The sequence below is a fragment of the uncultured Pontibacter sp. genome, assembly GCF_947502515.1.
GTDB lineage: Bacteria > Bacteroidota > Bacteroidia > Cytophagales > Hymenobacteraceae > Pontibacter.
On record NZ_CANNAI010000003.1, the window covers coordinates 180,185 to 191,954 of the forward strand.

Here is an 11,770-nt window from a genome sequence, read left to right on the forward strand (position 1 = left end):
GTCTTTTTTTAAATTGAAAAATTCAGAACATCGGCTCTGTCTTGGTAGTAACTCACTTTTATTTGTGGACGGTGGTACACTCTTGCAAAAGGAGGCACACTTTCAGTCAGCCATACATTTCCCCCTATGATGCTGCTGTGGCCCACCACTGTATTCCCGCCCAGTATGGTTGCCCCGGCATAAATGATCACATTATCTTCTATGGTTGGATGGCGTTTCAGGTTCGCCATTGATTTTTCAACACTCAGTGCACCCAGCGTCACGCCCTGGTATACCTTCACATTGTTGCCAATATCGGCTGTCTCTCCAATCACAACGCCAGTGCCATGGTCGATGCAGAAACGGGCTCCTATGCTGGCTTTGGGATGGATGTCTATACCTGTCTTGGTATGTGCGTAGGTAGCGAGCACACGTGGCAGCAGTGGTACCTCCATGCGGCAAAACTGATGGGCAAGCCTGTACACGGCCACAGCAAAAAAGCCAGGATAAGTGCGGATCACCTCGTCTACGTTTACTGCGGCCGGGTCACCTGCCTCTATGGCAGCGGCATCGGCATTGAGCTGGCGCTGGAGGTCCGGCAGGGCTTCAAAATAAGCATCGGCTATTTCATAAGGTTTGCCGGGCAGGCGTTCTTCTATTCTGTACAGAATCTTCTCCAGATCAGCACGCAGCAGCATAGCGTAGGCTTCAACTTCAGACCGGGAACTAAAGGAGCGCTCCGAAAGGGATGGGAAGAGCAGTTGCAGCAGGCCATCCAGAAAGGCGCAACTCATCGAGTGCGGCACTACGTGGCGGGACTGCTTGTGCACAGCTGTCAAGTGTTCAATAAAAGCCTGGCTGATTGCTGTCATAATGCAGAAGAAACTAAGTAACCTGATTAAAGTTTAACTGAAGTATATACAGTAAATAGCTATACGGGCAGCTGTGGCCTGTGTCTATGATTAACGTGAAATACCGACTGGAGTAGTGTCCCGAGGCCCCTACCTGAGAGGGCCTCTCTGCAAATGCTAACGAAGGCAAGGGCTATACCTGTGATTATATTACTGCCTCCCTACTTTCGGTCCTTCACCACAAAGTTGAGGTACAAAAACCCAAGTAGGGCAAAAGCCCCTCCTGTCCAGAATACCATGCTGAACCTGGAAGTGTCGTTGGCATAGATCCAACCGGAAGCCAAAGCACCAAATCCTATACCTGCCTCGAGGGCTATGTACATGGTGGCCATTGCCCTTCCCCGGTGCTCCGGATGACTCATGTCAATGGTCCAGGCAAAGACCGTCGGGGAGTTCATGCCCACGGCTACACCAAACACGGCCGCCGCCAGCAGGAGTTCTGTAGCCGTACTGGCCCAACCGATCAGCCCCATGGCCACCACCAGCAAGGCAGAGCTGATCTTCAGTACACGGATACGACCATACTTGTCGGAGGCCCGACCAGCCAGGAAACGGATAGCTAATGAGGAAAGTGTAAAGCTGGTAAAGAAGAGTCCTTTGTTTTGAATACCGAGATGCTCGCTGAAGTCAGGAATGATCGTCAGGATGATACCAAACGAAACCACCGTGAGCATCATCACAATGGAGGGATGCAGGACACGGGGCTCAAATATCTCTTTGCGGGATATTTTGAGTAGTCCCATCCGGAAGCGGTTTGGATTATCCAGCGTTTCGTGCATGCGAGCTACTACGGCCACTGACAGGAAGGCAGCCGCTGAAGAGGAATAGAACATGGCGTCAAGCGAAAAGCTATTGGCGATTGAGGCTCCCATGACAGGTCCCGCAGCCATACCTAAACTGCCTGCTAGCCCCAACAGTCCCGTTGCCTCTCCCCTTCGCTCCATCGGGATGATGTCGGCCACGTAGGCGGCAGTACCAGTAGGTGTAAAGCCTGTTGAAAAGCCGTGCACAAGGCGCAGCAGCAGGAACGCCGCTACCGTGCCGGTGATCGGGTACAGGAAGCCACACATAATACAGACAGCGCCCCCGATCAGCATGACAGGTATACGCCCCATCTTGTCGGCCAACTGTCCGCTAAATGGCCTTGACAGACCAGCTGTTAGTGTGAAGAGAGAAATGATAAGCCCCTTATACTCAGCACCGCCCAGTTGTGTAATATAGTTGGGCAGCTCCGGAATGATCATGTTGAAGCTTGCGAAGAAAAGAAAGGAGCTCAGGCACAGCAATCCAAATTGAAGTCCATACACACGTGTTTTCAGCTCGGCCATAGTCAGATTAAAGCCGCAAGTTCCGAAAACAATCGCTCCAAAACTATAGTCAGGTTGACATGCTGTGGTTTGCACCGCCAACCGGCAAGTTTATTACCCTGTGTCTAAGACAGATTAAGCATAAAAAAAATAAGCAGCCCTCTGGGCTGCTCTAATGATTTCTATAGCGGACAATCCGAAGGTTAGTCAAAACCAGGGCATCCCTTCTTGTTACGTTTCTTTTTTACCAGGCCATCCTTATTATACACTGATGACTTGAATGAAAAATACCCAGCTGTTTTCTTGCTGGATACTGCCTGTCTTTTGCTCTTAGTTGTTTTCTCGCTCTTATCTGATTTTACATTAGCATCAGCAAAACTGGCGAATGATAAAAACATCAAGACACTAATTAAGGCTGTATAGAATTTTAGTTTCATTTGTCGGTTGTTTTAGGTGAGAGAAGACTATCTATTGCAATATTAAAATTAAAATATATAATAAAAAAATAATTGATTATATTTTTTACTAACATATTACCAAAACAATCTGAATGTTTTCCATGACACTCAAATATTGGCGCAGGAATGCGAGTGGTGAAGCAGGGTTTGGTTGCTAGGAATTCGATCGGGAAACGCTAAAAAAAGAACCATCCCTACAGAGAGGTGGCTGACATTGGGGAGCAGCAAGAGATAAGGAGCTTATATACCTGCAACTGGTTTTGGGACATTGAACCGGACACCGTTAACAGCCACATTGCGCTCCAGCGCTGCTAGCTGCAAACTAAGCGCCACCTGACTGGCCACGTTTTGACTTTCGATATCAGACAAGAGCAGTGATTTCTGTTGACCGCCATACAGGTCAAAAAGCACACAGTGGTCGCTCAACTGCACCGCAGCTATCGTGTTCCAGTTCAATCTGTTTTCCTTGTTGTAAAAATTAAGTCTGTAACTGATTGTAGCCGGCGATATGGCTACAAAGGCATTTTTGAGGGGCACCTTATCAGCACCAAGCGCCACCAGGTATAGCCCGACTAAAACAATTACGATAGCCGCAATACCCCACAACCAGCGTGCTTCATCTAACAGTATGAGATTGTAAAGAGATGCCGACCCGCCTCCACTTACCATGAACAGCCCTAACCAAAGCAGCCGGTCTTTGATCGTACGCAGTTGTCGGGCTGTATAAAGACTGATGTACATGGAAACGGTATTGGGCTGATGAACTAAAGGCAATGCCGACTCAAAATGTCAGACAAGACAATGCTGCAAGAAGAGGCATTAAAATTGAATTAAAGTAAAATACGATTAGCACAAATACAGGTTTAATTTTAACTAAAATAAATTAAACACAATTTGTATTGAGTATTTGAGAGCTATTTTAGAGGTGTTGAGACTGCTCATAGGTGTTGCAAATGCTATAGTTCAGCGGGTACTATAAACTCACGTGTTGCGCACTTACTGGCACCTGGTTCACCTCCACGTGCTGTTGAATGGCTGCTAGTTGTATGCTGACACTTACATGATTGGCAATTTCGGGGCTCTGAATGTGCCCCAGCCGCATAATTAGTTGTTCGCTATCTTTCAAGTCAAATACCAGCGCATGCTCCGATGCCTGAATACTGTCAATGGCATCCCAATAAATAGTATGCTCAGCTCCGTACAGGGTGAGTCTGTAGGCGATGCGCTCTGGCGTCATGGAGAAGTAAGCGTCTTTCAGGCGGATGTAGCTGGCACCGACGGCAAATCCCAGCATCCCGATGATGCTGACAGCCAGTGCGCCTCCTGCCCAGCTCCAACGGACCTCTTCACGGGCGACAAACTCTACAAACAAGGCTGAGAGGCCTCCGCAGAGCATCAGTATACCTATCCAAAGCAACACTCGCTTTGTTTTTTTAAGCTCTTTGTTTGGGTATAGGTTTACATACATAGTATTAGTTTTGCGTCATCTCAATGGTTATTTCCTTATCAGCTGCGATCTGAATCAGTTCGGCACGTATGCGCTGGAGCGTTTGCTCATGGTTCACTGCATCCAGAGAAATGGCATGTTGCTCTCCGTTTTTCAGCTCAAATGTCAGTGTATGGCTGCCCAGTGTCATGCGCTCTACTTCCTCCCAATCAAAATCATGCTCCCGCTGCATGAACCCTAGCCGGTACCGCAACCCCAAAGCCGATATGGTAAGGTGACGCTGATAGCCCGGGTTGTGGTCGAGCCACACAGAGATCATAAAAAGAGCAAAGGGCAACAGACTGAACAGGTAGAGGAAGGTCATGGCTGAGTGGAAGTCCTGCACAGCGATGAGCTGGTACAGCAACCAGCCATGCAAAGCCACTGACAGCAAAGCAAGTACAAGCAGCAGACGCTCCATTTGCGACCGAACGCCATAGGGTCTGGAAAACAAACGTACGCTAATGCCAGTGTGCTGCATCGTAGGGTATAACTTGAAGAGATCAATATACTAATTATTACATAGTTACCAAAGAAATTCATACCAAAACATTAAAACCGGGCTATATTAAAGGCATTTAGTATATTGAAAGCGCATAAGCCTAACCAATGAAAAAAAGCTATACCTTCTTACTTGCCCTTAGCCTTTTTGCGTCCTGCCAACAGCAGCCGCAGCAAAGCGCTCCCTTGGCTGCCGATACACAACAGCAGGGCATAAACAAATTTGCTGACCCTAACCTGCGGAAGATCTATACCTTGCAGGACGAGCGCAAAACAGCTGAACTGCTCAACTTCCTGAACCATCCTACCTTGCAGTACCGTCAGGAGGCAGCGCTTACCTTTGCCTCGGTGCAGGATACACTAGCCATACCACAACTTTTAACGTCCCTTTCTGACACCAGCGCAGCAATGCGTGTTGCCTCAGCCTATGCTTTGGGTCAGATCGGGCATAAAAAAGCCCAACAGGCGATGATCCGGCACCTGCAGCAAGAGCAGCGCCCTGCGGTGCAGGCAGAGGTTTTGGAAGCACTCGGCAAACTGGCTGACAGCGGAGGTCTCAATTTCCTGGTAAATTATCAGGCAGCAAACGAAACAGCTGAGGCCGGGCAGGCATGGGGATTATACCGGGCAGGCCTCCGGCAGATTAGCAGTGCACAGGCTGTGGAACGCGCCGTGCAGTGGCTAACTGAAAGCAAGACGTATGAAGTGCGCCTGGCTGCCGCTCATCTGCTGGCCCGCACACCCAAGCTCGACCTGACACCCTACCGCCAGCAGCTCACCACTGTAGTTACCTCAGATGAATCGGCGGATGTGCGCATGGCCGTAGCGCAGGCTTTCTCAAAAGTGAATGCCCGTGACAAAGCTGCGCTGCTTTCGGGCATTGTGCAGAGTGACCCTGATTACCGCGTGCGCCTGAGTGCGATCCGCTCCATGACAGGGCTTGAGTTTGAAGAGATAGACGAAGCGATACTGGCTGGCCTGACCGATCAAAACATCAACACGGCAGTGGCCACGGCTGAGTTTCTGCAGGCTAATCATGCCGGTGTGAACACCAGTACGCTCCGCAAGGCGCTCAGTCAGGTAGAGGATGGCCGTGTGCGGGCGGGTCTGATCTGGGTGATCCTGCGTAACAGCCCCGATAAGGCTAAACTGAGTCAGGAGTACCAGCAGCTATACCTGCGCACCGAAAACCCTTACGACAAGGCGCATCTGCTCAAGGCACTCTCCGCAGATTACAGCAACTACCAGTTCATCGCCAAAGAAACCTTTGCCACTACGCAACCGGTGATCGGCACCTATGGCATGGAGGCACTTACTGCCATGCGCCAGCAGGCCGACTTCCCCAAAACCCTGGAGCAGGACTTTGCCGCCATTTTTAAACAAGGTATAGCCTCCGGCGACGTATCACTGGTAGGCCTGGCGGCTGGCGTGATCCGCAACCCCAAACTCAACTTCCGGGAGGTATACCGCGACTATACCTTCCTGACCCAGGCGCAGCAGAAACTGGTGCTCCCGCGCGATATGGAAACCAATATCGAGCTGCAGAAGACAATCGACTACCTGAGCGGGAAAGAGCAATCTGAAACTCCACAGAATCCTTTCACGCATCCGATCGACTGGCAATTGGTACAAACCATTCATCCTGACCAGCAGGTAGTGATTGAAACTGAGAAAGGCGTGATTACACTGGAGCTGTTCGTGGAGGACGCCCCGGGTTCGGTGGCCAATTTTGTAGAGCTGGCAAACAAGCAGTTCTTTGATGGGCTGTACTTCCACCGCGTCGTGCCAAACTTTGTGGCGCAGGGCGGCGACAAGCGCGGCGATGGCTGGGGCAGTTCCGACTACTCTATCCGATCTGAATTTGCTCCGCTACACTACCGCGAAGGTTATGTAGGCATGGCCTCCGCCGGAAAAGACACTGAAAGCAACCAATGGTTTATCACGCACTCTCCCACCCCGCACCTGGACGGTCGCTATACCATTTTCGCGAAGGTAGTAGAAGGTATGGATGTGGTGCACCAACTGGAGGTGGGCGATAAGATAAGACAGGTAAATCTGATCCTGCGGGCTAAGACCCGTTAAGTTTGTAAAAAGCAGGCACAAAAAAAGCGGCGACCTTATGTTAAGGTCGCCGCTTTTTATATGAAACGAGCTATTAGAATCGTTCCACTGGCTGTTCTTCAATTTTCTGCAAGTGGCCCCACTGTGGGATCAGCTGCTTCAACTCCTGTAGCAAGGTTTTGCTGCGGTCTTTGCCATACCAACCATGTAGCTTCTCTACAAATTCTTTGTATGGCACTTCCTGGGCTTTCATATCCATGAACAGCTGCTGGGCAGGTTCAGGTCGTGGTCCCCAAGTACCTAGTTCTTCCATGGTTTCGGCGTCAAGCACGATCAGCTTTGGTATAGAGCGCCCTCCGTTGGTGAGATAGGCATCCATTACTTCCGGATGCTCGTCGCGTAGCATCAGCTTCACATCAATCAGCGGCGATGCATCCGCTATTTTTACCAGAGCCGGCACTGTCTGGGCAGCATCACCACACCAGGCTTCCGTCAGGACCACCCAGATCATTTTATTCTGCACGCTCAGCATCAGGTCCACCATTTCGTTGTCGAGCACGGTGGTTTTCTCGACGCGGCGCATGCGCTGGGCGTTCATGCGGGTATACTCTACCATAGCCTCGGAGTGGTTCGTTCCTGTGGTTTTATTCTCTGCAAGCAATGTGTCAATTAACTCGCGGTATTGGGTATAAGTTATGGCTTTCGCCAGATGTTCACTCGTAATTACTGTTTTAGACATAGTCTCTGAGATCATAATTTTTTGTTTAAATTTTCGCGGAACTATATATTAACAGATAGATGTTCACATAAGTTCCTTCACCTTAGGAGTATCCCTGCCCTCCCTCTTATTTTACCCCGTTTGCACTGAATTGTTTGCATTTTCTGTCAAGCGCTTTGCAGAATCGGTCAAGCACAACGGCAGGTTTATGCCCCATCTTTGCAGTATCATGAAACTTATAACACGAACACAATGAACAAATTGGACAGAAACTTCCTCATACTTGGCGCAACAGGCAGCATCGGCTATGCTTTCACGCAGGTGCTCCTGGCGCAGCAGGAACAGGTCACCATCCTGGTACGGGACCGTGACAGGGCAGCCCACCTGTTTGGCACACAAGCCGGACTTACCATCGTGCAGGGCGATGCGCAAGACAAAGAGCTGCTGCATGACTTAGGCCGTAAGGCCACGCATATTTTCCATGGCATCAACTACCCTTATGACAAGTGGCAAGGCAACATGGAGCGTGTGACGGAATACATCATAGCCGCTGCAGCCACCAACAAAGCCACCATCCTGTTTCCGGGCAATGTGTACAACTACGGCAACCTGCAGCCCGAAATAAAGGAAGACTCCCCGATGCAGCCGCACACCCGAAAGGGAGCGCTACGTGTGCAGCTGGAGCAGATGCTGGCAGCGGCGGCACAGCAGGGAACTTGCCGCGTGCTGATCCTGCGCCTGCCCGACTTCTGGGGTCCCAACGTCATGAACGAAGGTATAGCTCCGATCTTCAGGGCAGCCCTGAAAGGGGATGCCATGCCCTGGCTCTACCGCAACGACATACCGCACCAACTGGTCTATACTCCTGATGCAGCCCGTGCCTTTTACCAACTGCTTCAACTGCAGCCAGACGCTCCCTATCAGGTATACAACTACGGGGGCGAGGTGGTGCCCAGTATAAAAGCCTGGCAAGCGCAGATAGCAGAGATAGCCGGCACTAAACCAAAGCACAAACTACACAGCAAGTGGCTGTTCCGTTTGCTCGGCCTGTTCATGCCCATGATGCGCGAGATTGCCGAAATGGGCTACCTGTGGGAAAACACCATCCTACTGAACGATGAAAAGCTCAGCCAGACTCTGCCTGACTTTAAGCCGACCCCGATGCGGCAGGCCATTGCCGATACCCTGGACTGGTTCAGGAAAGAATCAGCTGCCTGACCATAAACCAAGCCAGAAGACAGCCTAATACTCTCCGTAAGACTTCTCTCCGGCCTCAATCATAATAGGCAGAAAGTTCTGCCGCGGGGGCAGCGGACAGGTAGCATAGGATACAAAGTCGCAGGGCGGGTTCGAGGCTTTGTTAAAGTCAAGCACCGTAGTGCCATCTGGCCCTGGCTTGGCTGCATAAAGGTAGCGTCCAGCGCCGTAGGTTTCAATGCCGTTTGTTTTGTCGGCAAAGATGATGAAGAGCTCTTCCCCTTCCCATAGTGCGTCCAACTGATACTGCTGCCCATTCAGCGTGAAGATCAGCGTACCTGGCGAGTCCTGCATAGACGTTTGCCCCACTATGTTGGTAATGGCAATCTGCTTCGGGGTGGGGTGTGCCACAAAACTGGCCTTCACTCGCCAATCGGCCTTCACAGGGAAGCGCTTTATCCCTTTGAAGTGCACCAGGGCGTCGTTCTGCAGGTCACGGAGGCGGATGCCATACCTGTCTCCTCGTTTGATCACAAACCAGGTCAACGTGCCGTGTTTCAGTTTAGGCACTGAGTCCATGCGGGAGGTATAAAGTAGTGCCTCACGCACCGGTTGCCCTTTCAACAATACCTCCACTCCCGGGTTGATGCTGGTGGTTACTGTGTCGCCTTTCAGCGTAATCACGCCAGCCTTGCCCGATATCTTGCCTTCGGGAAAAGTCAGCGCGTTGTCAGGCCCGCTGCCGAAGGTGTTGTCGCCTTCCTGCAACCAGAACAAACCCGCCAGTGTAAGCCACCCGTCAGGTGCCTTCAGCTTTGCCTCCCGCTCCTGGTGCCACTCATCTACACTAGCCACATAATCGGGAGTAGTTTCTGTTTTGTTCTTGGCGGACTCGTCAAATTCAGCGCATCCGCCTGCCAGTATTAGTGTGGTGAACAGAAAAACAGAAAGAAAGAAAGGTTTTGATCGGAGCACGAGTATTAGCTGGGTAAAATATGCGATTCCGCTAATTTAATAAAAAATAATGGCTGAACATAGTTTTTAAGCAATTCAAAGCCTGAATCAGGCCTCGGCTATGCTTTGCCGGTAGAGTTGCGGCGGGAGTCCGGTCCACTTCTTAAAGGAGCGGCTAAAAGCACTTGGTTCCGAGAAACCGAGCAGGTAGGCTACGTCTGCCACGGTATGGTGTCCGCTCCTGAGGTGTTGCTGGGCAAGCTCCTGCCGCACGCTGTCCAGTACTCGCTGGTAGGTCGTTCCCTCATCACTCAGCTTGGCCTGGAGCGAGCGCACACTCAGAGCCAGACTGCGGGCTACGCTGGTTACATTGGGCTCCTCCCCTTTCAGTTGCCGGGCCAGTTCGCGCTGCACCCGCTCTGTCAGCGAGCGCGGTTCACGCAAGCGCTGCAGGTACTCGTTTGCGTACTGTTCAAAAAGCAGGTTCAGCTCAGGGTTGGCACTTACCACCGGTTTCTGCAGCCAGTCTGCCTCGAACACGAAGCCGCTGTAGGCAGCATCGAACTCCAGCATTGTAGATTCCCCGAACAGGCGGCGATGCTCCCGAATGCTGGCAGGCTGTGGGTAGGCAAACATCACCTTGCGGTGTGGCAGCTCCTGCCCGATCAGGGCCTCAAAGGCATTTTTATAGATTACCATTTCACTATCGATTGCATAGCGGGGCTCGTGCAACGCCGGGCTTACGACTTCCAGCAGCACATGCGCCTCGTTATCCTGCACCTGCAGACTGGTCCGTATACCTTCGCACACGATGTCCTGGTACTTGCAAAGCTTTCGCAGCGATTCGTGCAGCGTTGGCGCATTCATCATGACATAGGCGATGATACCTGCTGAGGTCGGGTTCAGAGCCTCCCCTACATGCAGGGCTAAATCCGGGTTGGCAGTAGCACTTACCGCTGCCTGCCAGAGCGCCACCATCTGGGCAATGGTAACGCGGCCATGCACATCCTGCAATTGGCTGGCATCTATACCTGCCGCCGCGCACAAGGCCGCTGCATCCTGCCCCTGCAGCGTGAGTACGTGCAGTACCAGGTTGACGGAATTTGCGCTTAAGGTATGGTCAGGTGCCTGCATGGTTTAAGTTCTGAAAACCGAAGTTACACAATCTCACAAACAGGTGCTGCATCTCAGGCACATTAATTATTTGGTTAAAATTTTGCATTTTCGTATAATATTTAGATATTTATCTAAATACCTAAAAGCAACGTGAACAAAGTTTTCAAAGCACTGAATGATCAAACCCGCAGAGAGATCCTTAACCTGCTTAAAGAGAAGGATTTGACTGCTGGCGACATTGCAGAGGCTTTTCATATCACTAAGCCCAGCATTTCGCATCACCTCGACATCCTGAGCCAGGCCGAGCTGGTCACTTCCCAAAAGCAAGGGCAGTTTGTGATTTACTCGCTTAACACCACGGTGCTCGACGACATTATGAAATGGATCATCACGCTTAAAGATTAGACCCATGAAAACCAAGAACCTGACCCGAGAGATCATACTTTGGATGATCATTTGCATTCCGCTGGTATACCTAGCAGTGGTTTGGAACAGCATGCCTGAGCAAGTGCCGGTGCACTTCAACCTGAAAGGTGAGGCCGATGGATGGGCAGGCAAGTCTACCATGATTTTTATAGTGGTGGGCACGACTGTTTTGCTCAATCTTATCCTGCTGGCTGTGCCGTATATCGACCCGAAGGGGAAACTGAAATCCATGGGCAGTAAGTACCACCAGTTGCGCTTTATCCTGATCGCCTTCATGGCAGCACTATGCGTATTTCTTATCCATACGTCGCTGCATCCGGGTACCTTCAAGCCCAATGGCCTGTTCATCCTGATCGGGGCACTGTTGGTAGCGCTCGGCAATTACTTCCAGGCTGTTAAGCCCAACTACTTCATTGGCATCCGCACCCCCTGGACGCTCGAGAGTGAGCAGGTATGGCGCAAAACGCACCGGCTGGGCGGCATCCTATGGATCATTGGAGGGATTCTGCTGATCCTGCTTGCCGTTGTGCCCATCGCCGGACTAGAGCACATCTTCTTTATCGTCATTATAGCACTTGTTGTCCTGATCCCCACCATCTACTCATTTACTATCTACCGAAAAGAGCAAAGGCTACGGCAGCAGACTTAAACCGGCA

At 51.0% G+C, this 11,770-nt stretch carries 13 protein-coding genes; 4 read left to right on the forward strand and 9 right to left on the reverse strand.

Features of this window, described 5'->3' with window-relative positions:
* Positions 1-8 precede the first annotated feature (8 nt).
* From Q1A54_RS09935 to Q1A54_RS09960, 6 genes are all read right to left on the reverse strand, one after another.
* Positions 9-851, reverse strand: coding sequence for a serine acetyltransferase (locus Q1A54_RS09935; RefSeq protein ID WP_299987194.1), 843 nt, complete (start codon positions 849-851; stop codon positions 9-11).
* Between the two features lie 200 nt (positions 852-1,051).
* Positions 1,052-2,218, reverse strand: a complete 1,167-nt coding sequence (locus Q1A54_RS09940; protein WP_299987197.1) for an MFS transporter — start codon at positions 2,216-2,218, stop codon at positions 1,052-1,054.
* 182 nt (positions 2,219-2,400) lie between these two features.
* A complete protein-coding gene (locus Q1A54_RS09945; protein WP_299987200.1) occupies positions 2,401-2,634 on the reverse strand; it encodes a hypothetical protein in 234 nt (77 codons plus the stop codon).
* A gap of 261 nt (positions 2,635-2,895) precedes the next feature.
* Positions 2,896-3,396 carry a hypothetical protein gene (locus Q1A54_RS09950; RefSeq protein WP_299987203.1) on the reverse strand — a complete coding sequence of 167 codons (501 nt, stop codon included), beginning with the start codon at positions 3,394-3,396 and terminating at the stop codon, positions 2,896-2,898.
* 232 nt (positions 3,397-3,628) lie between these two features.
* Positions 3,629-4,123, reverse strand: coding sequence for a hypothetical protein (locus Q1A54_RS09955; RefSeq protein ID WP_299987206.1), 495 nt, complete (start codon positions 4,121-4,123; stop codon positions 3,629-3,631).
* Between the two features lie 4 nt (positions 4,124-4,127).
* The gene (locus Q1A54_RS09960) at positions 4,128-4,622 is read right to left on the reverse strand and encodes a hypothetical protein (protein WP_299987209.1); all 495 of its coding nucleotides are present in this window, start codon (positions 4,620-4,622) and stop codon (positions 4,128-4,130) included.
* A gap of 128 nt (positions 4,623-4,750) precedes the next feature.
* On the opposite strand from Q1A54_RS09960, the gene Q1A54_RS09965 reads away from it, so the two are divergent.
* Positions 4,751-6,724, forward strand: a complete 1,974-nt coding sequence (locus Q1A54_RS09965; protein WP_299987211.1) for a peptidylprolyl isomerase — start codon at positions 4,751-4,753, stop codon at positions 6,722-6,724.
* Positions 6,725-6,797: 73 nt separating this feature from the next.
* Here Q1A54_RS09965 and Q1A54_RS09970 read toward each other — a convergent pair whose 3' ends face one another.
* Positions 6,798-7,457 (reverse strand): thioredoxin family protein, encoded by a 660-nt coding sequence (locus Q1A54_RS09970; protein WP_299987214.1) that lies wholly within the window; start codon positions 7,455-7,457, stop codon positions 6,798-6,800.
* 216 nt (positions 7,458-7,673) lie between these two features.
* On the opposite strand from Q1A54_RS09970, the gene Q1A54_RS09975 reads away from it, so the two are divergent.
* Positions 7,674-8,639, forward strand: a complete 966-nt coding sequence (locus Q1A54_RS09975; protein WP_299987217.1) for an NAD-dependent epimerase/dehydratase family protein — start codon at positions 7,674-7,676, stop codon at positions 8,637-8,639.
* 24 nt (positions 8,640-8,663) lie between these two features.
* On the opposite strand, the gene Q1A54_RS09980 is transcribed toward Q1A54_RS09975, so the two are convergent.
* The gene (locus Q1A54_RS09980) at positions 8,664-9,593 is read right to left on the reverse strand and encodes a DUF1684 domain-containing protein (protein ID WP_299987220.1); all 930 of its coding nucleotides are present in this window, start codon (positions 9,591-9,593) and stop codon (positions 8,664-8,666) included.
* An 87-nt stretch (positions 9,594-9,680) separates the two neighbouring features.
* Complete coding sequence (locus Q1A54_RS09985; RefSeq protein ID WP_299987223.1) at positions 9,681-10,706, reverse strand: AraC family transcriptional regulator; 1,026 nt, start codon at positions 10,704-10,706, stop codon at positions 9,681-9,683.
* A gap of 132 nt (positions 10,707-10,838) precedes the next feature.
* Here Q1A54_RS09985 and Q1A54_RS09990 point away from each other — a divergent pair, with 132 nt between their 5' ends.
* Both Q1A54_RS09990 and Q1A54_RS09995 read left to right on the forward strand, forming a co-directional pair.
* Entirely contained in the window at positions 10,839-11,093 is a 255-nt protein-coding gene (locus Q1A54_RS09990; RefSeq protein ID WP_007652068.1) for an autorepressor SdpR family transcription factor, read from the forward strand.
* Positions 11,094-11,097: 4 nt separating this feature from the next.
* Positions 11,098-11,763 carry an SdpI family protein gene (locus tag Q1A54_RS09995; protein WP_299987228.1) on the forward strand — a complete coding sequence of 222 codons (666 nt, stop codon included), beginning with the start codon at positions 11,098-11,100 and terminating at the stop codon, positions 11,761-11,763.
* The last annotated feature ends 7 nt before the right edge of the window (positions 11,764-11,770 follow it).